Genomic DNA, 21,754 nt, shown 5'->3' with positions numbered 1-21,754 from the left:
TGTGCGCGAGCGAATTGCCTTATGGGGTGGCAAAAAAGGAGAGCTGCTTGAGGGTATTATGGGAGAACGAGATGCCATTGCCGATTCTGATCAAGGCACAAGTTTCCAGGCATTTTGGGATTTTTTGATGTCGCCAAGTCGCCAGGAAGATTTTAGTAAAATGCTCAATGACACACTTAAGTTATCAGCCGTTGCTTCACTGAATCCAGATAGACGCACTAATCGCATCCACTACGATTGGTTGGAGGCAGGAGAACATACACAACGAACTGTAGCACAATTATCATCACAACTACGCCGCTTTTTAGATGATCAGGCATGTCTGGAAAATAAACGAATTATGGAGATTATTCATGGTATTGAATCATCTGCGTTATCCGATAGAGAGCGCTTTTTTAGCGTTGACGCAGCAACCCCATTTATGTTAATTGATTCTGCCAGTGCTGTCATTGATTTACCCATGGAGCGCACCCTTTATCGACCGCCATTGAAAGTTAAGCTTGCAAATATCAAGATTACAGAAGGTCTTGAGGATGCTGATCCAAGCGTTTTTTTTCACAAACCATTATCGATAAACAGGCTATTGCCCAGCATATTCGTAAGCATTTGCAGCGGAAGTCGCAAGCCACTTTAGTGGAATTATGCAACTTGCGTCCATTAACACAGGGTTTAGCTGAGCTTGTGGCTTATCTGGAAATGGATAGTGATACGTATAAAGATCGCTTTAGTGTAATCGTGGATGAAAGCAAGGAAGATACGATTAGCTGGCAAGTTGAGGCAAAAGACCTGCCGCATGTAACAAGAAGCGCCACATTTCCTCGCATATTGTATTTTAAGTAAACAATCAATCAAATCAAATCAAATCAAATGAAGTATAACGATGAACAGTGATCAATTGAGTTTAGATTTAGAAGAAAACGCTGACAGTTCAGTTGGGTTATCACCCATTGTGATCTCCCTGCTTAAAGGCGTGATTTATCAGGATACGGATCCTAAGCGTTGGAATGCTTTGATTCGTTTGCATGCCCAGGTTTGCGATTACATTGAGGTGCTTGCGCTTGAGCTTATTTTAGATGAAGCTGAAGGCTACGCCTTTTTACGCGCAAAACAGATGCCGATAGATGGCGAAGAAACTGATCACAATAATAGTGCCTCAGAGCTTAGATTATTTGCTAGAAGACCACTGTCTTTCCCTGTGAGCCTGTTGTTAGCCCTGCTCAGAAAGAAGCTCGCTGAATTTGATGCCTCTGGATCGGATACGCGATTGGTATTGACCAGAGCTGAAATCGTCGAACTTTTGAAGGTGTTTTTACCCGAATCAAGCAATGAGGTGAAGCTTACGGATCAAATCGAAAAGCATATCAATAAAGTGGTTGAGCTTGGCTTTTTGTACAAACTAAAACAAAGCTCTCAGGCTACCGAGGCGCGATATGAAGTCAAACGGATTATTAAAGCGTTTGTCGATGCACAGTGGTTGTCTGAGTTTGAGCAAAAGCTAGGGGAATACAAGCAATATCTACAGGATAAAAAATAATGGCTGAACAACTGGACTTAAATATTGATGCAAACTTTGATGATTTAGATGATATTCGCTTAAGTGGTTTTCGTTTAGAAAGACTTGAAGTGTTTAACTGGGGGACTTGTGATAAGCAGGTTTGGCGTATCAGTTTGGTTTGGAATGGACAAATACCCGATCTCGCACATTTCGTTTTGTAGTAATTGATGAGGCGTTAATAGTCGCGATTTTGATACGCTCATTACTTTGCCGCAAATAAAGCAAAACCTGCAGAATGTATTTTTTACCGAAAATGAAATCAATTTTCTCTGTTTCCCAAGGCTTAAGCATAGTCTTGTGATATTCGGTGCTGGCTATGGATTTGAAAATTTAGCGCAAATTACCTGGCTACATAATGTCAATATTTATTATTGGGGCGATATCGATAGCCATGGTTTTGCGATTTTAGATCAGCTTCGCACCAAACTGCCGCAGGTGAAAAGTCTCTTGATGGATGAAAAAACCCTGCTGAGTCACAAAGAGTTTTGGGGAGAAGAACCCAAACCTGAACATCGAGTGCTTTCACGTTTAACAAATGATGAGTTGGACTTATATCAAAAGCTTACCAGCAACGTGTATGGTAAAAATGTGCGTTTAGAGCAGGAAAAAGTGAGCTATACAGCATTGATTGGGAGTATTAAATGCAATGCTCTGCAATTCATAGGAGTCATTTTATGGAGCTAGATAGCTGGTTTTTCCCAGGTACGAGACCTTAGCTCTTACTCCACATGATTTTTCAGCAAGTAAAATTGAGTCAGACTTCAGCGCCATAACTTTGAGACTTTTTAGGCTTTTCAAAGGGCGCATTCCAAATTTGTGGGCGCTAAATTCCCCTTCACACGTGAAGGGGAGTTATACCCCAGGTCCACAATGGAGTGACCCCTTTTCAGTCGGCATAAAAATTTCCTCATAATGTGTATTAGTTTTCCCAGATGTACCGGGTGGAGACGAATGTTCTGTCATTTCTGCGCGTCTACGCATAACATCTGATTTTAGCTCGTCAGGCATCCCCTCTAGCAAGGCTGTATTCAACAGACTGTCAGCAACCAGGTTTAAAATGAATGTTTGTTGTTCTGAACCCACCGCTTCAAGTAAACTCATTAATGAGCGGCTAGAGCCAATCCATCCATTCTCACCAACAAGCTGCTCGGCTACTTTCTCTAAAATAAGTGTTTGTTGTGCAGGACCTACCGCCTTGAGTAAGTCTTCTAACTGATTCGAATAGTTATGGTCAATCAACCCAACAAGCTGCTCGGCTACTTTCTTTAAAACAAATGTTTGTTGTTCTGAGCCTATCACTTTGAGTAAAGCCCCTAACTGATAGGCATCCCCGATTAACCCATCGTCACCACCAAGCTGATCGGCTACTTTCTTTAAAACAAATGTTTGTTGTTCTGAGCTTACCACTTTGAGTAAAGCCTCTAATTGATAGGCATCCCTGATCAACCCATCGTCACCACCAAGCTGATCGGCTACTGTATCTATTACTTTATTACCATACTCTTTTGGCAAGCCACAAATCAATTTACACAGATCTGCAGCACTAGTAATTGCACTGATTTGGGAGGCAACATAATCCTGCTCCACATTGTTGATACTCAAAGTCAATTTATCATTCTGTCTGGTATGACTTTCAGAGTTCATTGTTTTAGCAGATTCCAACTTTTTAGAGTCTATAGCTACTGCAGTTGCACCATCACGATACAACTTTTGACCGTCATTATACTTTTCAGAGTTTGGGTACGTTGGCTGCTCTATTTTTACAAGTCCTTTATTATCCGCCATCCTTGCGCCAAATCCAGAGCCCACACCCAGCCTAATTTCGTCAATCTTCTGATTCTCCTTACAAAGATAGCCAAAGTGCGCTAACAGCTTGCTACTCTCATTATCCGACAACCTATCCTGTATGTTTTCCCAGGAGTCAATTGCTAAAACTTGCTTCCCCTTTTCTTCGTACAAAACTGCCCAGCCTTGACCAACAATATCGCCTTTCTTATCTTCAACAACATAAAAACCGCTATTTTCTTCCTGCATCCCATAACGCGCACAGCTATCCCCCTCAGCTCCTATGCTTTGACAGCAATAACTTAAGTGCCCCAAAATATAACCCGCACGATCATCCGTTTTGAGCTTACGAAACGTATATTTATCTGAATGTGAAATTATTCTCAGGAATTTTGCTATCTATCGTTCTGACTGGCAATCCAATAATCTGGTCAAAATATTCAGGCGTTAGTTGGGAAAATCTATGCTGAAAATCATAAAATAACCTTGCCAATTGTGGATCCTTCGTTGCACTTGGAAAAGTAGCATTTACCATTAAATCGGTAACCTTGCTCTCCACTAGCTGCTTGGCAATCTTATTATCAAGCTTTTTAAAAGGTTGAGGATGGTTGTTTTTTCTTTCTCCCTCCCAAGTACATGCTTCAATCATTGGTATGTGACGGTTATCCAGATATAGTTTGGGATTGTTCTTGCATTTTCCTAGCCACGTTGATTGAACCTCTGGATTTGTAAATTTATACTCAGGCTTGAAATTATCCTCATCAAGTATTTTTTCCAGTAAAGAAAAATTTTGAGCAAGTTGCTCTAGCGAGGTGTAAAAGTTATCTAACGGTGTAGTCGTCGGTTGCTGAGACTTTTTGGTCTTGGTGGTGAGATTATCTGACGTTTTATTCTCAGATGGCTTAAAATACTCGACAAGCTTAGTTTCAAATTCAGTGGAATGTAATCTTTCTACAATTAGCTTATATTGCTCTGTATCTGCCAGTGTTTTCTCATCCTGCAGTGTTTCCTTGTTTTTCAGCTTATTACTATATTCGCCTTTAATCTTTTCATGCAGGGTTTCTAATGCCGTTCCCATTTTTTCTCCACGTTTTTTACTATGGTTTTGACCTCGTTCAACCAGGTGAATATGGATTCCCTTAAGCGAAGCTGCTTAGGGTTCTCATAAGCATGTGTTGTAATAGGCTATATTTTGTTGTATATCTGAGCTTATATTATCACTGATAGTCACAGTAGTTTAAGTAATCTAAGTAAATTCAACAAAATGATGATTTTTAAGTCTTTTTTTGCGCACTTAAACTTTATAGGGCATAGCATTTATAGTAACTGCAGCAAAGTGGTCAAAGCTTTAATGTTTGAAACTCTAAGCTTCAGCTTCATGTCGTTGGAATGATAAAAAGGGGGAGCGACGCGGCAATCCAGCGCTGTTTTATGGATTGCCTCGCCTGGTACTAAAGTGGGCAAAGCTATGGTGACCACCAGACTTTGTTTGTTTTTGATAGCCAAAGTCATTACAATGCCAGTCTACTGAATGTGATTCAAACTTAAGTCCGTTATCTGGCGGTTTTAAGTCATAGGAGGATAAAATAAAATGACCCTGGTCGTTTGGTGTCTGCTGCTATTTGGCGTGTTATTAAACGCCTCAGCACAGCTGTTTTTAAAGTTTGGGATGGATCGAATCGGCGAGTTTAGTTTTAGCTTTGCCAACATCTGGCCAATTGGTTGGAAAGTGGCGACCAGTTATTTTGTGATTCTTGGGCTTATGTGCTACGTCATCAGTGTTGTTGTGTGGCTTCTGGTATTGTCGCGCGTACCTGTTGGCTTGGCGTATCCCATGGTATCTATTGGCTATATTGTGACGGCGGTTGCAGGCTATTTTATGCTGGGGGAAACCTTAACAGCAACGCGAATTGCAGGCATTTTTGTGATTATTTTAGGGGTTTACTTAGTTGCCAAGCCATAAACCAAAATCAATTAACTTTATAGAGATAAATCAATGAGAGACACATTTTTACCTTTTGCCAAACCGAGTATATCAGAAGAAGCGATTGCTGATGTTGTGGATAGTTTACGTTCAGGCTGGCTGACTACAGGTCCCAAGCTTAAGAAATTTGAAAGCATGCTGCAGGAATATCATCAAGCGCCTCATGCGCTTTGTTTAAGCTCAGCTACGGCAGGATTGCATTTAGCGCTTTTGGCACTTGATCTGAAACCTGAAGATGAGGTGATTACGACACCGATGACCTTTGCAGCAACGTTAAATGTTATTGAGATTGTTGGCGCGAAATTGAAACTAGTCGATGTTGATCGCGGCACTTACAATATTGATGTTAATAAAATTGAGGCAGCGATTACCAAAAACACCAGGGTTATTATGCCTGTCCACTTTGCGGGACTCTCGGTTGATCTGGATCCTATTTACGCTTTGGCTAGAAAATATCATTTAACCGTTGTTGAAGATGCTGCGCACTCCATCGGTGCTGAATATAAAGGCAAAAAACTTGGGACATTCGGTGATATTCAGGTTTTTAGTTTTCATCCGAACAAAAATATGACCACGGGTGAAGGAGGGTGCGTTGTTACACGGGATGAGGCGACTGCCAGGCATATCTCATTGACGCGCTTTCACGGCATGGATCGCGAGGCGTGGAATCGTTTTGGCAAAGAGGGTAGTGCACATTATCAGATCATTTACCCTGGCTTTAAATATAATATGATGGATTTGCAGGCAGCATTGGGCGTGCATCAGCTGCCCGCATTAGACGGCTTTATTGAAAAACGTACCAGGCTTGTTAAACGGTACTATGAAAAGTTTGCTGATTTTGATGCGCTCATATTGCCAAAGGCGCCAGGTTTTGAGCACAAGCACGCCTGGCATTTGTTTGCGCCAACATTGAATGCTCAAGTTGCACAAATAACGCGTGATGAGCTCATGAGTCGACTCAAAGAGATGAATATCGGCTGCGGAGTGCACTATGAAGCGGCGCATTTGTACCCTTATTACGTTAATAAATATGGTTTTAAAAAAGGTGACTTCCCCAATGCTGAAGAAATTGGCGCGAACGTCATTAGTTTACCGCTTTTCCCTGACATGACGATTAAAGATCAAGACGATGTGTTAGAGGCGTTACATAAAATATTAAAAGTTTAAGGATCAAAAATGACCAAACCCTATTTAAGTGTAGTAATTCCAGTTTACAACGAAGAAGAAGTGCTACCAACGCTATTCTCTCGTCTTTTCCCTGCTTTAGACGCGATTAACAAACCCTATGAGGTAGTTTTTACCAATGATGGCAGCAAAGACAAGTCCATTGATCTTCTGCGTAAGATTTATGAAGAGCGTCCAACCGAGGTCAAAGTCATTAACTTTAACCGTAACTTTGGGCAGCATATGGCGATTATGGCGGGTTTTGAACACGTCGATGGTGATGTTGTTGTCACCATGGATGCTGATTTACAGAACTATCCTGAAGATATTCCCTTATTATTGGAAAAAATTGAACAAGGGCACGATGTCGTTGGTGGTTATCGTATGGATCGCCAGGATAAAAAATGGCGTTTGTTAGTATCCAAACTTCATAACTCCTTGCGATTGAAACTCACGGGAATTGATATGGTCGATGAAGGCTGCATGTTAAGGGCGTATACGCGTGAGGTGATTGATCGCGTGGTGGCAACGGGCGAAAACTCCACCTTTTTGCCTGCGTTAGCGCATAGTTTTTCATCAAATCCCACGGATGTCGGGGTCAGGCACGCGGCACGCGAACAGGGCAAATCAAGCTATAACCTGTATAAGCTTATTCGGTACAATTTTGACTTCTTCGCTAATTTTTCAAAAGCCCCACTGGAATTCTTTACGATGTCTGGGCTTATTGTGTCATTTTTAAGTATTTTGCTATTTGTCTTTTTGATCGTAAAACGCATTTTTTGGGGACCTGATGCCGATGGCGTTTTTACCTTGTTTGCCATTATGTATTTCCTTATCGGTATGCTCCTGATGGGGCTTGGCATCGTTGGGGAGTATATCGGGCGAATTTATGAAGAGGTACGCAAACGTCCACGCTTTATTATCAGGGACTATTTAGCGACGGGCTTATCGTCAAAGTCTGAGGGTAATACAGCAGATATAAAAGAAAATAAGTAACTAACTGAAGTTGCGCAAAAGTACCTAATCCTAATGGCACTACCTTAAGCACTCACTACCCCGCCTCGCAAGCCTGACCACTCGAGAGTGGGCAGGCAAGCTCGGCACCCCTTCACGAGTGAAGGGGAATTGTGGCGTATGTGTAATTCCCCTTCGTTAGCGAAGGGGTGGCAGCCGCAGGCTGACGGGGTAGTTTTTCATAAGACTGCTTAAGGTAGTGCATTAGTGCGTAATCCCACAATAACTAAGGTAAGAAAAATGTCGGTAAAATTATTAGTTTTAGGTGTCAATGGCTTTATTGGCAGCAGTATGGTTGAAAAGATTTTGAGCGAAACCAACTGGGAAATCTATGGCATGGATTTGTCAGATCACAAGATTACTGAGTTTTTAGGTCACCCACGTTTGCATTTTGTCAAAGGTAATGTACTTGAGAGTACCGCTTGGATTGAGGAGCATATCCAAAAATGTGATGTTGTTTTCCCTTTAGTGGCAGTTGCTAATCCAGCACTTTATGTCTCTGATCCGCTTTTTGTCTATAAACTGGATTACGAGTCAAACATCGACATCGTCAAACTTTGTGTAAAACACAAAAAACATCTGGTGTTCCCTTCAACCTCAGAAGTGTATGGTATGAGTAAAGATATTCCTTTTGATGAGGAAACAAGCGCTTTAGTGACAGGTCCCATTAACAAGCCACGCTGGATTTATTCATGCTCTAAGCAGCTTTTAGATCGGGTGATTCATGCTTATGGTATGCAAGAAGGCTTGAGTTATACGCTTTTTAGACCGTTTAACTGGATTGGTCCAAAGCAGGACGAAATCAAGTCATCTAAAAAAGGCAGTGCGAGAGTGCTGGCGCAATTTGTCTCCAATATAATCGATGGCAAAGATTTACAATTGGTTGATGGTGGTACGCAACAGCGCTGCTTTACTTACATTGATGATGGGATTGATGCCTTAATTAAGATTGTTAAAAAACGTGATAAGGAAGCGTATCAGCGGATTTTTAATATTGGCAACCCAGATAATGAATACTCGATTAAAGAGCTGGCAGAGCTCACCCTTCAAGCAATGAAGCGTTATCCTGAATATAGAGCACGCGCTGAAAACACCAGGATCATCGCAACGACGGCCGGGGATTATTATGGAGCAGGTTATCAGGATGTTGATCGCCGTGTGCCATCGATTGAAAATGCCAAACGTTATTTAAATTGGGAGCCAAAGGTTTCCATGCAAGATGCCTTAAGAAGAACCTTTGATTACCATTTGCTTCAATGATGAAGTTCGAAAGAAATAGGGGGTTGTTGGCTACTGGTGCCTTTCTTGAATGCCTGGTCTTCCATTGGCACTCAATATTCGGCTTAGACAAAATTTCCGCCCAAACAAAAGAGACACGGTCATTCCCGCGAAGGCGGGAATCCAGCTTTCAAATAACCCTAACGACTTCGCGCAGGGTAACGGTGGGCGGAAAGATACTCAGAGCCGATATTTCTCACTCCAGCCAAGCACTGTTCATCTGACATTGAGATTAGAAAAGCTTTTCGGTACAAAGTCAGCAGTCACGGTTTTAATTAGCAAAAAAATAGTTATACTATGCCCGAAGTTATTTTCAATAACTTAGCCAGATATAGAGGAACTAAGGAAATCAATATGATGAAGTATTTGCACTTTTTCGTATCTGCACTAAAAAGGCTGGCGAATTTGTCGGTCTTGTTTGGTTCTGGGTACAGAAAACCAAAACGCAAACAGCCTTTAGCTAAGCCGTCAGGTGCATTAATGGTTTTGATCCCAGTAATGTTACTGGGTGGTTGCAGCTCAGGCGTGCTCGATCCACAAGGACCTGTTGCACATCACGAATTAAGGCTATTGGTATTTGCTATTTTGTTGATGCTAATTGTCGTTATTCCCGTTATTTTTTTGACGTTCTGGTTTGCGTGGCGCTATAGAGATGGCGCGACCAAGTCAAAATATCGTCCAGAGTGGTCTCACAGCACGGCGCTTGAGATCGTATGGTGGGCAATCCCCTGTGTTATTATTTTGATACTGGCTATTGTCACGTGGGTAACAACACACTCATTAAATCCATACAAGCCATTAAAGTCAGATCAGCAACCTGTTGAAATTGAGGTGGTTGCCTTAGATTGGAAATGGATGTTTATCTATCCGCAATACGATATTGCAACCGTGAATAAAATCGTTATTCCTGTGGGGCAGCCCGTTAATTTTAGGATTACTTCCGCGGCGCCAATGAATTCATTTTTCATTCCGCAGCTAGGAGGGCAGATTTATGCAATGACTGGCATGATTACTAAGTTGCACTTGTTGGCTGAGCGTCCGGGCACATATCGTGGTTTCTCTGCAAATTATACAGGGCAAGGGTTTGCGCATATGCAATTTTATGCGGATGCAACCGCTAAGGCAGACTTTGATCAGTGGGTGACAGAAGTCAAATCAGATAAAAAGAATCTGACATGGGATTATTTCTGGGATCATTTAGTCATACGCTCAGTGAACAATCCTGTAACTTATTATGGTCAAGTGGATAAAAATCTATTTAACGACATTGTTATGTACTACATGATGCCAAACTATAAACCAGGCATGATGGGACATATGCACCATATGTCAGAAACAAGTCTTAAAATGTGAATGAATAGGGAAAAAATATGTTAGAAGCATTAATTGGAAGACTGAGTGATCCACATGAGGTTTTTCCGTACTTATGGGAACCCGTAAGCCAGCAGCTGATCATTCTTGGAATGTTTATCTTCATCGTGGTTGGCGGCTTAGCATTAGTTGGTGGCGTCACGTATTATAAAAAATGGGGATACTTGTGGCGCGAGTGGTTTACCACGGTAGATCATAAAAAAATTGGCATCATGTACATCCTTGTCGCCTTGGTGATGTTATTTCGTGGATTCGTCGATGCCGCAATGATGCGTACGCAACAGGCACTGGCATCAGGGGATAGTACGGGTTATCTGATTCCTGAGCATTTTGATCAGATATTCACTGCTCATGGTGTTATCATGATTTTCTTTGTGGCAATGCCTTTGATGTTTGGCTTGATGAATATCGCGATTCCACTGCAAATTGGCGCGCGTGATGTGGCATTCCCCTATCTGAATTCGCTAAGTTTCTGGCTTTTCGTTGTCGGTGTGGTGTTGGTTAATATGTCTTTGCTCATAGGTGACTTTGCGCACACGGGCTGGTTGGCATATCCTCCTTATTCGGAGACGGCTTATAGTCCCAGTGTCGGGGTGGATTATTGGATATGGGCGCTTCAGATATCGGGTATCGGGTCGCTGATGACGGGAGTAAACTTTTTTGTCACCATCATCAAAATGCGCTGTAAAGGCATGACCTTGATGAAAATGCCCGTATTTACCTGGACTTCATTGTGTTCAATTATTCTAGTGATCGCTGCCTTCCCCGTGTTAACAGTAACCTTGGCGCTATTAACCTTGGATCGTTATCTTGGTACGAATTTCTTCACCGTTAGTGGCGGCGGAGATCAGATGATGTATGTCAATCTGATCTGGATCTGGGGGCACCCTGAAGTTTATATTTTGATTTTACCTGCGTTTGGGATCTTCTCAGAAATCACTTCAGTATTTGCCAAGAAAAAATTATTTGGTTATGCAACGATGGTGGGGGCGAGCATTGTCATCACCGTTCTTTCCTTCTCAGTATGGCTGCACCACTTCTTTACGATGGGGGCAGGTGCCAATGTAAACGCCTTCTTTGGTATTATGACGATGATTATTGCGATTCCAACGGGGGTTAAGATTTTCAACTGGTTGTTCACCATGTTTCGTGGGCGAATTACCTTTACCTCGCCAATGTATTGGCTGATGGGCTTTTTGGTGACCTTTACGATTGGTGGGATGACGGGGGTATTGCTGTCAGTGCCAGGTGTCGATTTTCAGATGCACAACAGCGTGTTCTTGATTGCGCATTTTCATAACGTTATTATTGGCGGTGTCGTCTTTGGTTACTTTGCGGGTCTTATCTACTGGTTTCCGAAAATGTTTGGCTTTAAGCTTAACGAACGTCTGGGCAAGTGGTCATTCTGGTTCTGGATTATTGGTTTCTTTGTAGCCTTTATGCCGCTTTATTATCTTGGCGCTATTGGCATGACGCGTCGCTTGTATAATTATGACGCCTCAACCGGTTTCCAACCTTGGTTGGTCGTAGCGTGGGTCGGTTCAATGTTGATTGCCATTGGCGTGCTTTTACAAGTCATTCAGATTATTGTCAGTATCAAAGACCGTCACAAAAACCGTGATTTAACGGGTGATCCTTGGAATGGGCGCACCCTTGAATGGGCAACGGCATCGCCAGCGCCTTTTTATAATTTTGCACGTGATCCTGTGGTCGATTCACTGGATGGCTTCTGGGAGCATAAGAAAAAGGGCTTAAATATTGAAAACAGACCCGCCTCTGAAAAACGCCCTTATGAAGATATTCATATGCCGAGAAATACAGGGGTTGCTTTTGTAATTGGCGCATTTGCTTTAGCGTTTGGCTTTGCCATGATATGGCATATCTGGTGGCTTGCCGTGGTTGGTTTGGTTGGCATCATTGCTTCTGTGATTACGCGCGGGTTTAACTACGATATCGACTACTTCGTCAAAGCAAAAGAAGTAGAAGAAACAGAAAGTGAAATTGAAAACATGAAGAAGGTGGGCGCATGAGTGCTACAGCAGTAAAAAACCATCACGGTGAACACCATCACCATTATGATGGCTCCAAGAGCGTGTTTGGCTTTTGGATATATATTATGAGTGACTGCGTGTTGTTTGCAACGCTGTTTGCAGTTTACGCAGTCTTTAATACACACACCTTTGGTGGACCAAGTGCCAAAGAACTGTTTAGTCTGCCATTTGTATTTATTGAAACAATGTTACTCTTGATCAGTAGCTTTACCTTCGGTTTAGCCATGCTGTCGCGTAATTCAGGAAACGTAAAGACGGTCACGAACTGGTTATGGGTAACTTTTATTTTAGGCTTAGGCTTTATTATCATGGAGCTTTATGAGTTTCATCACCTGTATATGGAAGGGCATTCATGGGCACAAAGCGCATTTTTGTCTTCTTTCTTTACGCTTGTTGGAACACATGGACTACACGTCAGCATTGGTTTGATCTGGATTCTAAGCATGATTTTTCAAATCCATAAGTATGGCATTACGCCAATGAGTAAAACAAAACTCACCTATCTTGGTTTGTTCTGGCATTTCCTGGATATTGTGTGGATTTTCGTATTCTCTGTTGTTTACTTAATGGGAGCAATCTAATATGGCTAAAGAACATTTATACGATCACGAAACAGGTGCAGCTTATGGTACGTACAGGACATATATAACGGGGTTTGTGCTGTCAGTCATTATTACAGTCATTGCATTTACATTGGTGGGTTGTAAGGCGTTCCCGCCCATTGGCTTATATGTTTCTGTTGTGGTCTTGGCACTTATTCAGCTTTATGTGCAGCTGGTGTTTTTCTTGCACTTAAGCACAGATTCAAAAGCACGCTGGAATATGATCAGCTTTGTATTTGCCGTCATTGTTGTCTTAATTCTTGTCATTGGCACTTTATGGATTATGTTCAATCTTTATAGCATGATGATGATCATGTAGCGTTAATGAAACTAATCAAACTAATTAAGCCTGGTATTATTTTTGGCAATATTGTGACTCTGTGTGGTGGCTTTTTTGTCGCGCTTCAAGGTGATTTTTCCTGGATCACATTCTTAAGTGCACTCGTTGGCATGGCGTTGGTTATAGCCTGTGGTTGTGTGCTTAACAATTACATCGATCGCGATATTGACCAGCTGATGACGCGTACGCAAAAAAGACCCTCCGCATGTGGTCTTGTTTCATTGAAATTTGCGCTAAGTTATGCCTTTATTCTCGGTATAATTGGTTTTGCTACTTTATACCTTGGCACTAATCTACTTACACTAAGCATTGCCGCCATTGGTTTATTTGCCTATGTGGTGGCGTATACCATATGGTTTAAGCGCAGCTCAATTTTTGGTACAGTTATCGGGGCTATTTCAGGGGCGGTTCCTCCAGTAATTGGTTATACGGCAGTGAGCAATCAATTTGACCTGGCAGCGCTTACCCTGTTTATCATTCTGTTTTGTTGGCAAATGCCACATTTTTTCGCCATTGCTATTTACCGCAAAGATGATTATGCGGCGGCTAATATTCCCGTTTTACCCTTAAAGCGCAGTATGCTGTACACTCAAGTCAATATGCTGATATTTATATTGCTCTACGTGGCTGCAACTTTAATGCTTGCCATGGTGGCTCGCGTGCATATTTTGTATCTAGCAGTTGCGCTTATCTTGGGTATTTATTGGCTTGGTCTAAGTATCAAAGGCTTTAAAACAGATAACGCTAGCCAGTGGGCGCGTAAAATGTTTATATTGTCTATCGTCAACATTACCTTGCTTAGCATGTTTATGGTGCTCTAATTTGTAGCAGCAAGTGCATTATACTACCGTCGGATAAGCAATGACCATTGCTGGCTATCGTAGAGTAAGCCAATCCCACTATTGAGAGTGGCTCCTCGAAGAACGCAGCATGAAACTTTCGCCTCACTGCGCCCAAGCCTCGCAAAGGCGTCTTGTTTTACCCAGCTACTATTTCACTACAATCACATCACAGAATTTTGCATCACAGCAATTTTGGTATCTCTCGCAAAATGTGGTGCTAAATGGGCAAGGTTTGCCGCTTGCCTGGAGATTAAGCTAACCAAAAGGTTAGCAAAACAATCCAATCTTGATTTGTGCCAGTTAAAATTTCCTTTAAACTACCTGTCAGCTGCTTGAGGTTCTTTTTCATGACCTACTATAGTTTGCAGTTTTTTCTTCGTGTACAAAGAAAATGCTTGCAAGTGAGTTAGTAAGGAGAGTAAGGTATCCGTTGATGAGCTCCTCCTGTTTTTTTTTGCAGTCCCTAAGATAACAGGGATGAATTCCGGTTTGCAGCTCATCTCTGGCAATTTATTACAAAATTTTGGAAATTTCAGATAACGATAAAATATGAGGATTGAAAATTATGCAATTAAGTTGTTATACTCCAAAAGTTGTTACTGATAATACAATTATCAGTACATATTACTCTGATACATTTGATTTTGATTGTATTATCACATGCCCCCATGCTCCTTTTGGAGAGAAATTTTTGGATCAAATTTCTGATATTAAGCACTTAATAAAATTATCAAAACATGATTTTCAGCGTTATCTATCTATTGAGTATGATTTTGGGACACATGAGCTTGGTCATGCCATTGCAAGATACTGTTGGGATAAATTAGATATAAAGGTGTTAATAGTTGAGCCAACGTTGCCTCGTGCGATTATTGACCCTGGAAGATTTTATCCTCACTGTGTACGTAATGTTATTGATTATCAAAAATATCCAGAAATTAAAGCTATTCTGGTTGATACACATGAGCAGTATATCTACTCCCTAAAAACTATCATCTCAAAAGCCAAACAGTTAGGGGCTATTTCAATTGACTTGCATTCGATGGCACCTTATTCACCTAAAGAGTCTTTGAAAAATCCTAAAGGGATTTTATTAGAAACACCTGATAATTTACTTGACTATATCGAATCCTTTGAACTTAGTCATCTCAATGGGGAAATACGTCAAACAGAAATTTTTACAGGTGATTTATTAAATAATATTTACGCCAACAAAGACGTAATAGATGCTTTAACTACAAATTTCAATCAGGCAAATATTCCTATTAGTTATGATAAACCATATCTACTCGAGACCCATATGGTTGGCTATTATCTTATGCTCGAATTAGGAACTGTGTGTATCGATGTTCGCAAAGATCTATTGTCATGTAATGAAATCACTGATGATGATTTTAAACTGTCTAATCTTTCTGTTGATAATACTAAAGTGCAGATACTAGCTTCATGTTTCTCACGTGCTATAGACAGCGCACTAAAAGTCAAAGAAACGATTGTATTATAATCACACACATAGCAAAAATTTTTTTGCTAATTTTACACAGCTAAAAGGTTCTGTAGAATGAAAAGCGCATTGCAAATAGCACAACCGAAAGGGTTATATTATCTGTTCTTTACTGAATTATGGGAACGCTTTAGTTATTTTGGTATGCGTGTTCTTTTAGTACTATACATGACTCAAGAGCTGTTATTTAGTGATACATTATCTTATTTAACTTATGGTACATTTACTGCGTTTGTGTATATAACACCAGTGCTTGGTGGGTATATTGCTGATACATATCTTGGGCATGAGCGTTCTGTTTTGTTGGGAGGAATTCTTATTGTTTGTGGACATTTAAGTTTAGCAATGCCAGATAGTTTTTTTTGGTCCGGTCATCATATTTGTTTTTACCTTGGATTATCACTTATTATTGTTGGAACGGGCTTTTTTAAGCCGACAGTACCTACCATGTTGGGTGGACTATATTATAAAAATGATCCTCGCCGTGACAGTGGTTTCATAATATTCTACATGGGCATCAGTATTGGCTCGTTTTCAGCAACTATTTTAGTAACTGTTATTGCGCAATGGCTAGGATGGCATTATGGCTTTGGTTTGGCAGCAGTTGGAATGTCCATAGGACTAATAGTTTTTTTGTACGCTACTTATAATGGAATTTTTATTTTACCGTCAAGCAGTCAATCAATAAAAGATTTGTTAAATAAAGCAATTATTCCATACGTTTATATAATAAAGTTAATCTTTTCCATTATTTTACTATTACCTTTGTTTATTTATCTACTTTCTCATCCAAAACATAGCGGTGTGATATTATCTTTTTTTGGGTTGTTAGTGCTATGTTATTTCGTATACTTATCAATAAATCTCGCACCACAAGAACGCAAAACTATTATTTATATTTTCTTACTGATGTTTATTACTATGCTTTTCTTTTCTTTTTTTGAACAGATGGGATCATCTGTAATTCTATTCACAGACAGACATGTTGATCGTTGGGTGTTTTCATATCAAATACCTGCAGGTGCGTATAAATCATTAAATCCATTATTTATTATGACAATATCGCCTTTGCTAGTAAAATTTTTAGCATTCCTTAAGCATAAAAATTGTAATCCAACAACCACAATGAAATTTGGTATTGCGCTTTTAATGTTATCAATAGGTTTCGGTATGCTAGCGCTAGGTTCTTATTTAACTACTAATCAGGGGACATCTATGATTTGGTTAGTATTTGCGTACTTATTTTTTACAATTGGAGAACTATTGCTGATGCCTACTGCCCTGTCTACCATAACGTGTATTTCGCCAGCTCGACAATTGGGTCTGATGATAGGTGTTTTTATGTTAGCAATTGCTTTCGCTAGTTATATCTCAGGTGTTCTCGCAATCTTTACTGGTATTGAGACTAATTTTATTGAAGAGATGAGCATATCTACATACTTTAATTTTTTCAAACACATATGCTTAATCTCGGCAATTCTGGCAATAGTAGTTATGCTTATTTCTCCATTTATTAATAAATTAGAGCAATAGTAGCGGGTTAAGAGTCCAGACAGACCAATTTTCAAAAAAACTGGTAACTACCCAGCAGCATGATAAATGTTCAGAAAACAGAGTGTTTTAAAGCCAATTATATTCACAAACAAGTCAATTCTCTTTTGTGAAGCTGCTTTTCAAACTTAATATTGGTTATATTTTAAGCTAATCAACAAAGCCCATTGCTTGTAAACGGCTAGCGGATGGTCAACTGCTCATCCTGGTATCTAACTTTAGTGAAGAGGCAGTTTGTGAGCTATATCGCATGCGCTGGCAAGTAGAGACGCTATTTAGCGCTATGAAACAACGCGGGTTTAACTTGGAAAGCACGCATATTAACGACCACGACAGACTATCTGCTTTGTTTTTTCTGACCAGTATTGCCTTTATTTGGGCTTATCGCCAGGGGGATATCGCGCTCACGAAAAAACTTCTTGCTTTCAAACCCAAAAAACATGGATATGCCCAATGCTCCATTGTGCGCGCAGGACTTGATATTATCGCGAAAGCCATCAGTGAAATGCTGACAAAGCCAAAGAAAATCATCGCTTCATTGCGGCTGATATTTAGGCGAAATATTTCTCAGGCTGAGGAAAGGCGATATTTAGGTGTCATGTAGTGTGGCCGTCTAGATACCCTTTCTAATCTTCAGATCTATCTGTGTAATCTGCGGCACAAGTGCCTTGATATCCCCGTTATTATCAATAACAAAATCACTAAACCCTCGGCGTTCATCGTCGCTAATTTGGCTTTGAATCAATGCCAGTGCTTCGTCTTTCGTTTGCTTATCACGTTGTATAATTCGGGCGAGTTTTCTCTCAAGTAAAGCACAGACGCAAATGATTTTTTTAAGATAAGGGTAATTAGCCAGGCTTTCCTGGGTTAACAGTGGAATATCAATAATCGTATAAATGGAGTGGCTTTGCTTGAGCTTTTCTTCTATTTGCTGACGAATGATGGGGTGCATGAGTTTATTTAACCAATGACGTGCCGATGAATCCTGGCTAATGATGTAACGTAATTTTTGTCGATCGATCAAACCCCCATCATCAAGGATTGGCGCACCAAATTGATTGACAATAGCGCTTATAACTTCAGGCAATAAAATAACTTCTTTGGCGCATTGATCAGCGCAGATGACATCAATCCCATGTTGGGTTTTAAAAATCTCTACAACCGTCGTTTTGCCACTACCAATACCCCCTGTTAATGCAACTGGATACATGTTTTGATATACGCTTGATTTTTTTCTTGCTAGCATAGCGGCGTTTGTCAGACATTCATAGTAGAACTCATAACGTTTAGGGACAGATCATGCTTAATACCGTGCTCTCAAAAAAAAATACCGTGAGACATCTGGTTGGTATCAAGACCTTGCAGCGTCATGACCTGGATCATCTCATTTCATTGGCGCACGATGCGTATCAGGGAAAACTGTTAAATACCTTAACAGGGAAGATTATTGCCAGTTGTTTCTTTGAGGCCTCAACGAGGACACGCTTATCCTTTGAAGCGGCCATTCACCGTTTGGGTGCTGATGTTATCGGGTTTGTTGACGCGCATAATACCTCGTTTGGCAAAAAAGGAGAGAGCTTTAGCGATACCATTCAAATGTTAAATGGATATGCTGATGCGATTGTGATGCGACACTTTGATGCAGGAAGTGCTGAGTTAGCGGCGTCTATTTCAACAATTCCCATTGTGAATGCGGGTGATGGCGCGAATGAACATCCCTCGCAGACCCTGCTCGATTTGTTTACGATCAAGCAAAAATTTGGAGAGATTGATGGCATAAAAATTGCAATGATTGGAGATTTGCGCTACGGCAGGACCGTGCATTCATTAAGCTATGCCCTGATGAATTATAAAGGCATCACCATCTATTACGTGTCTCCTCAATCTTTACAAATCCCGCATGAAATCACGCAGAAGCTTCAAGAAAAAAACGTCAGATTCCACTGTGTGGATGAGCTGGAAGAAGTCATTGCTCACGTGGATGTATTGTATATGACGCGCTTACAGAAGGAGCGCTTTAGCGAGAACGAGATGCACGAAATGGGCTACACCTTGACAGCGAATATGTTAAAGGAGCAGGCGCATGATGATTTAATTGTGATGCACCCCTTGCCACGCGTGCAGGAAATTTGCAACTCCGTTGATGCGACCAAGTATGCCTGGTATTTTCAGCAGGCTAAAAATGGTGTTTTTATGCGCCAGGCAATTTTGTATCAGTTGTTTTAAGACTGGTAAGCCAAGTTTCTTAAAATAAATAACGCCATTAGCGACTCAAGTTAGTTAGTCCCTTCTTAAACGATCTGAAACTGCAATCGGGCTTGGATACGTCAATACCACAAGATATGACGATACAATAAAGCTTAGAATAGCCACTGCCTCTACGATAATTTGAGCATCCGCTGAGGCAATACCCGCGGTACTTGCCAAAGCAATAAGCATTAGTGAAAACTCACTGCCTTGCCCCAAGCGCACACCTATTTCTAAGGACTCTTTTGGCGTTTCACGTACAAACCATAGAGTAACAAAATGCAGGATTGGCTTTAATACCAAAACAAGTACCGCTAGCACAAGTACCACGCCCCATACCGATGGCAAAAGAGAAATTTGGAAACCTGCTCCCACGGAAAAGAAAAACAGGATTAAAAAGAAATCTCTTAGTGGCTTCAGATTCTCATAGATATATTTAGCAATCGGTGAGCTTGCAACAGTCACACCTGCAATAAATGCGCCAATCTCATTGGATAAACCAAATACCACAGCCAGTTGCGCCATACCGATACACCATCCAATTGACAATAAGAAAATATATTCCTGGAAGCGGCTAAATCTCCTAAACAGCCTGAACAGAAAATATTTCTGCGCTAAATACCCTACGCCCCCTAATACAGGCAAAGCTAAAAGTAATTTAATCAGTGAGAACAAATGAAAACTTTCTGTTTGTGATGACCACAAGCTCATAAAAGTCAGCATTAAGATTGCAAGCAAATCTTGAATTAGTAGAATTGCAATCACAAGTTCACCAATTCGTTTGTGATGCAACGCCGTTGTTGGTAAAAGCTTTAAACAGATGATCGTGCTTGAGAAAATCAGCGCTGCCCCAATGATAAAACCTTGCGCCCCAATGCCAAACAGATAGCATATAGCCACGGTTGCAACAACAAATACAAGACTGCTGATAATACAAACAAACAACGCCCTACCGAGCATTTTGATCATACTTTCAATTTCTAAGTTAAGCCCGAGCAAAAACAAGAGGAACATGATGCCAATATCAGAAATCTCATGCACAATAGTTATATCGGAAATTAATCCCAAACAATAAGGTCCAACAACGACGCCCAAAACAATATAAGCAACAACAATTGCCTGGCGCGTGTAAAGTGCCAGGGTTGCAAATACAGAAGCACCGAAGAACACTAGAAAGAATACAAACACCAAACTATGCATATGTTAAGTCACCTTTATTTATCTGTTGAATTATTATCTTGTAAACCACCAAAGAGCCTCACATGAGTCACTGAAACGCCTTCTATTTTAAAGCGCTCAACATTGACCCCCTGCAATATTTTTAACTCTTTAGCTTGCGCTAGCAAGTATAACTTAATCTCCCTGGGATAGTAATAGACAAACATTTCAATTTGACATAAATCAACGGTTTGATTGTTTTTTGTGATAAAGCTTTCCAACTGCCGCAAAATTTCCTGACGCTTAGGGGGCATATGTTTGGGGTCTACTACTTGCTCAGGATGCTCAACAACATCAACATGGATGGTAATATCTTTCACATTTTTAATCTTTAATGCCAAAGCTCCTCTGACATGCTCAGCGATATAGTGCCCCTCTGATGCGGTAATATGAGGCTCCACCAACACATGTACATCTAATACGATTTGCCCCGCCATTTTGCGTGTCCGCAAGCAATGATAGTGTCGAACACCATCCACTTTCCTGATTGTCTCTTCAATGCGGTGTAATGTCTCTTCATCAACTCCTGTATCCACAAGCTCTGAAAGCGCCCTATAGCACCAGGTAACGCCCATTTTTCCAATCATAATGGATACAATCACGGCGGCTATTGCATCCATCCACATAAGACCAAACATGCTACCAATCAACCCTACTAGCACAACCACTGACGACCACATATCTGATCTGCTATGCCAGGCATTAGCCCGCAATAGATCTGAATTGATGCGATTAGCCGTAACCATGGTATAACGAAACAACCCTTCGTTGGCTACAATCGACAAAATAGCGGCATAAATCGTCCACTGATCAGGTATGGCTAAAACGCCCAAATACCAGTTAGACAAGGCGTGATGGGTAATGAGTAATGCCACCAAAATTAAGATGATGGATAAGATAACGGTTGCCAAAGTTTCAATGCGCTCATGACCATAAGGGTGGTTACCATCCGCACCCTTGTTAGCATGCTTGGCATGCAAACAGTACCATAATATCACTTAACAAATCAGATAAAGAATGTACACCATCAGCAAATAAAGCAGGAGAGCGCCCAATTAAACCTACCAGCATTTTAAGCACTGCCAAAGATGTGTTGACAAACATACCGACAACGGTCACATGTTTACTTGCCTTGTAGCGTTCTAATTCAGAGATAGCCATAAGTAATAATCCACAAGATCTTTAGAATAACTGCAAGCATACTCAATTTTGCTTACTTGTATATTAAAATCATCCATATCGTACTGA

The 21,754-nt window shown here is 40.8% G+C and carries 24 protein-coding genes; 18 read left to right on the top strand and 6 right to left on the bottom strand.

The features are described 5' to 3' along the window. The first annotated feature begins 1 nt into the window (after position 1). The 5 genes from CU053_RS06450 to CU053_RS02220 are packed head-to-tail and all read left to right on the top strand — an operon-like array spanning position 2 to position 2,239. Positions 2 to 634: a DUF3375 family protein gene (locus CU053_RS06450; protein WP_267901796.1), complete on the top strand. Its 633-nt coding sequence runs from the start codon at positions 2 to 4 to the stop codon at positions 632 to 634. Continuing rightward, the gene (locus tag CU053_RS06550) at positions 607 to 840 is read left to right on the top strand and encodes a DUF3375 family protein (protein WP_267901795.1); all 234 of its coding nucleotides are present in this window, start codon (positions 607 to 609) and stop codon (positions 838 to 840) included. Before CU053_RS06450 ends, CU053_RS06550 begins: the two co-directional genes overlap by 28 nt. A gap of 40 nt (positions 841 to 880) precedes the next feature. Further along, positions 881 to 1,534, top strand: coding sequence for a DUF4194 domain-containing protein (locus CU053_RS02230; protein ID WP_100550466.1), 654 nt, complete (start codon positions 881 to 883; stop codon positions 1,532 to 1,534). Further along, positions 1,534 to 1,716, top strand: coding sequence for a hypothetical protein (locus tag CU053_RS02225; protein ID WP_100550465.1), 183 nt, complete (start codon positions 1,534 to 1,536; stop codon positions 1,714 to 1,716). The genes CU053_RS02230 and CU053_RS02225 overlap by 1 nt, the downstream gene beginning before the upstream one ends. Positions 1,717 to 1,762: 46 nt before the next feature. Further along, complete coding sequence (locus tag CU053_RS02220; RefSeq protein WP_199244178.1) at positions 1,763 to 2,239, top strand: DUF2220 domain-containing protein; 477 nt, start codon at positions 1,763 to 1,765, stop codon at positions 2,237 to 2,239. Positions 2,240 to 2,407: 168 nt separating this feature from the next. Here the strand turns inward: CU053_RS02220 and CU053_RS02215 are convergent, their stop codons facing one another. Both CU053_RS02215 and CU053_RS02210 read right to left on the bottom strand, forming a co-directional pair. Further along, positions 2,408 to 3,655 (bottom strand): hypothetical protein, encoded by a 1,248-nt coding sequence (locus CU053_RS02215; RefSeq protein WP_158106935.1) that lies wholly within the window; start codon positions 3,653 to 3,655, stop codon positions 2,408 to 2,410. A 46-nt stretch (positions 3,656 to 3,701) separates the two neighbouring features. Continuing rightward, on the bottom strand, positions 3,702 to 4,418 hold the full coding sequence (locus tag CU053_RS02210) for a hypothetical protein (RefSeq protein WP_100550463.1): 717 nt from the start codon (positions 4,416 to 4,418) through the stop codon (positions 3,702 to 3,704). Between the two features lie 513 nt (positions 4,419 to 4,931). Here CU053_RS02210 and CU053_RS02205 point away from each other — a divergent pair. From CU053_RS02205 to CU053_RS02150, 12 genes are all read left to right on the top strand, one after another. Continuing rightward, a complete protein-coding gene (locus CU053_RS02205) occupies positions 4,932 to 5,303 on the top strand; it encodes an EamA family transporter (protein ID WP_100550461.1) in 372 nt (123 codons plus the stop codon). 33 nt (positions 5,304 to 5,336) lie between these two features. Further along, a complete protein-coding gene (locus CU053_RS02200; protein WP_100550460.1) occupies positions 5,337 to 6,491 on the top strand; it encodes a DegT/DnrJ/EryC1/StrS family aminotransferase in 1,155 nt (384 codons plus the stop codon). A 9-nt stretch (positions 6,492 to 6,500) separates the two neighbouring features. Then, complete coding sequence (locus tag CU053_RS02195; protein ID WP_100550459.1) at positions 6,501 to 7,484, top strand: glycosyltransferase; 984 nt, start codon at positions 6,501 to 6,503, stop codon at positions 7,482 to 7,484. 258 nt (positions 7,485 to 7,742) lie between these two features. Further along, positions 7,743 to 8,762 carry a bifunctional UDP-4-keto-pentose/UDP-xylose synthase gene (locus CU053_RS02190; protein WP_100550458.1) on the top strand — a complete coding sequence of 340 codons (1,020 nt, stop codon included), beginning with the start codon at positions 7,743 to 7,745 and terminating at the stop codon, positions 8,760 to 8,762. Between the two features lie 498 nt (positions 8,763 to 9,260). Continuing rightward, positions 9,261 to 10,133: a ubiquinol oxidase subunit II gene (gene cyoA, locus CU053_RS02185; RefSeq protein WP_100550482.1), complete on the top strand. Its 873-nt coding sequence runs from the start codon at positions 9,261 to 9,263 to the stop codon at positions 10,131 to 10,133. 17 nt (positions 10,134 to 10,150) lie between these two features. After that, complete coding sequence (gene cyoB, locus CU053_RS02180; protein WP_100550456.1) at positions 10,151 to 12,181, top strand: cytochrome o ubiquinol oxidase subunit I; 2,031 nt, start codon at positions 10,151 to 10,153, stop codon at positions 12,179 to 12,181. Further along, a complete protein-coding gene (cyoC, locus tag CU053_RS02175; protein ID WP_100550455.1) occupies positions 12,178 to 12,783 on the top strand; it encodes a cytochrome o ubiquinol oxidase subunit III in 606 nt (201 codons plus the stop codon). Before cyoB ends, cyoC begins: the two co-directional genes overlap by 4 nt. Before the next feature lies 1 nt (position 12,784). Beyond that, entirely contained in the window at positions 12,785 to 13,123 is a 339-nt protein-coding gene (cyoD, locus tag CU053_RS02170; protein WP_100550454.1) for a cytochrome o ubiquinol oxidase subunit IV, read from the top strand. 5 nt (positions 13,124 to 13,128) lie between these two features. Then, entirely contained in the window at positions 13,129 to 13,965 is an 837-nt protein-coding gene (gene cyoE / locus CU053_RS02165; RefSeq protein WP_100550453.1) for a heme o synthase, read from the top strand. A 586-nt stretch (positions 13,966 to 14,551) separates the two neighbouring features. After that, positions 14,552 to 15,490, top strand: a complete 939-nt coding sequence (locus CU053_RS02160; protein ID WP_100550452.1) for a hypothetical protein — start codon at positions 14,552 to 14,554, stop codon at positions 15,488 to 15,490. A gap of 57 nt (positions 15,491 to 15,547) precedes the next feature. Further along, positions 15,548 to 17,023, top strand: coding sequence for a peptide MFS transporter (locus CU053_RS02155; RefSeq protein ID WP_100550451.1), 1,476 nt, complete (start codon positions 15,548 to 15,550; stop codon positions 17,021 to 17,023). A gap of 184 nt (positions 17,024 to 17,207) precedes the next feature. Then, positions 17,208 to 17,645 (top strand): transposase, encoded by a 438-nt coding sequence (locus CU053_RS02150; RefSeq protein ID WP_325063824.1) that lies wholly within the window; start codon positions 17,208 to 17,210, stop codon positions 17,643 to 17,645. A 9-nt stretch (positions 17,646 to 17,654) separates the two neighbouring features. Here CU053_RS02150 and coaE read toward each other — a convergent pair whose 3' ends face one another. After that, positions 17,655 to 18,287, bottom strand: coding sequence for a dephospho-CoA kinase (coaE, locus tag CU053_RS02145; RefSeq protein WP_100550715.1), 633 nt, complete (start codon positions 18,285 to 18,287; stop codon positions 17,655 to 17,657). A 53-nt stretch (positions 18,288 to 18,340) separates the two neighbouring features. On the opposite strand from coaE, the gene pyrB reads away from it, so the two are divergent. After that, positions 18,341 to 19,267, top strand: a complete 927-nt coding sequence (pyrB, locus tag CU053_RS02140; protein WP_100550714.1) for an aspartate carbamoyltransferase — start codon at positions 18,341 to 18,343, stop codon at positions 19,265 to 19,267. 54 nt (positions 19,268 to 19,321) lie between these two features. On the opposite strand, the gene CU053_RS02135 is transcribed toward pyrB, so the two are convergent. The 3 genes from CU053_RS02135 to CU053_RS06545 are packed head-to-tail and all read right to left on the bottom strand — an operon-like array spanning position 19,322 to position 21,667. Next, positions 19,322 to 20,488: a cation:proton antiporter domain-containing protein gene (locus CU053_RS02135; RefSeq protein WP_100550713.1), complete on the bottom strand. Its 1,167-nt coding sequence runs from the start codon at positions 20,486 to 20,488 to the stop codon at positions 19,322 to 19,324. Positions 20,489 to 20,502: 14 nt separating this feature from the next. Then, positions 20,503 to 21,504, bottom strand: coding sequence for a cation diffusion facilitator family transporter (locus tag CU053_RS02130; RefSeq protein ID WP_267901794.1), 1,002 nt, complete (start codon positions 21,502 to 21,504; stop codon positions 20,503 to 20,505). After that, positions 21,467 to 21,667: a cation transporter gene (locus CU053_RS06545; RefSeq protein ID WP_267901793.1), complete on the bottom strand. Its 201-nt coding sequence runs from the start codon at positions 21,665 to 21,667 to the stop codon at positions 21,467 to 21,469. The genes CU053_RS02130 and CU053_RS06545 overlap by 38 nt, the downstream gene beginning before the upstream one ends. Positions 21,668 to 21,754 lie beyond the last annotated feature (87 nt).

The organism is Caedibacter taeniospiralis, from assembly GCF_002803295.2.
Classification (GTDB): Bacteria; Pseudomonadota; Gammaproteobacteria; order Francisellales; family Francisellaceae; genus Caedibacter; species Caedibacter taeniospiralis.
The sequence above is the reverse complement of the archived record's forward strand: the minus strand, read 5'-3'. Positions and strand labels throughout refer to the sequence as shown.

Bases quoted from the DNA above. Each gene is read 5' to 3' on its own strand.
- CU053_RS02195 (WP_100550459.1), top strand. From the start codon at position 6,501: ATGACCAAACCCTATTTAAGTGTAGTAATTCCAGTTTACAACGAAGAA.
- CU053_RS02225 (WP_100550465.1), top strand. From the start codon at position 1,534: ATGGCTGAACAACTGGACTTAAATATTGATGCAAACTTTGATGATTTA.
- CU053_RS02155 (WP_100550451.1), top strand. From the start codon at position 15,548: ATGAAAAGCGCATTGCAAATAGCACAACCGAAAGGGTTATATTATCTG.
- cyoE (WP_100550453.1), top strand. From the start codon at position 13,129: ATGAAACTAATCAAACTAATTAAGCCTGGTATTATTTTTGGCAATATT.
- pyrB (WP_100550714.1), top strand. From the start codon at position 18,341: ATGCTTAATACCGTGCTCTCAAAAAAAAATACCGTGAGACATCTGGTT.
- CU053_RS02205 (WP_100550461.1), top strand. From the start codon at position 4,932: ATGACCCTGGTCGTTTGGTGTCTGCTGCTATTTGGCGTGTTATTAAAC.
- coaE (WP_100550715.1), bottom strand. From the start codon at position 18,287: ATGCTAGCAAGAAAAAAATCAAGCGTATATCAAAACATGTATCCAGTT.
- CU053_RS02160 (WP_100550452.1), top strand. From the start codon at position 14,552: ATGCAATTAAGTTGTTATACTCCAAAAGTTGTTACTGATAATACAATT.
- CU053_RS02230 (WP_100550466.1), top strand. From the start codon at position 881: ATGAACAGTGATCAATTGAGTTTAGATTTAGAAGAAAACGCTGACAGT.
- cyoA (WP_100550482.1), top strand. From the start codon at position 9,261: ATGGTTTTGATCCCAGTAATGTTACTGGGTGGTTGCAGCTCAGGCGTG.
- CU053_RS02135 (WP_100550713.1), bottom strand. From the start codon at position 20,488: ATGCATAGTTTGGTGTTTGTATTCTTTCTAGTGTTCTTCGGTGCTTCT.
- cyoC (WP_100550455.1), top strand. From the start codon at position 12,178: ATGAGTGCTACAGCAGTAAAAAACCATCACGGTGAACACCATCACCAT.
- CU053_RS02200 (WP_100550460.1), top strand. From the start codon at position 5,337: ATGAGAGACACATTTTTACCTTTTGCCAAACCGAGTATATCAGAAGAA.
- cyoD (WP_100550454.1), top strand. From the start codon at position 12,785: ATGGCTAAAGAACATTTATACGATCACGAAACAGGTGCAGCTTATGGT.
- cyoB (WP_100550456.1), top strand. From the start codon at position 10,151: ATGTTAGAAGCATTAATTGGAAGACTGAGTGATCCACATGAGGTTTTT.
- CU053_RS02210 (WP_100550463.1), bottom strand. From the start codon at position 4,418: ATGGGAACGGCATTAGAAACCCTGCATGAAAAGATTAAAGGCGAATAT.
- CU053_RS06545 (WP_267901793.1), bottom strand. From the start codon at position 21,667: ATGGCTATCTCTGAATTAGAACGCTACAAGGCAAGTAAACATGTGACC.
- CU053_RS02190 (WP_100550458.1), top strand. From the start codon at position 7,743: ATGTCGGTAAAATTATTAGTTTTAGGTGTCAATGGCTTTATTGGCAGC.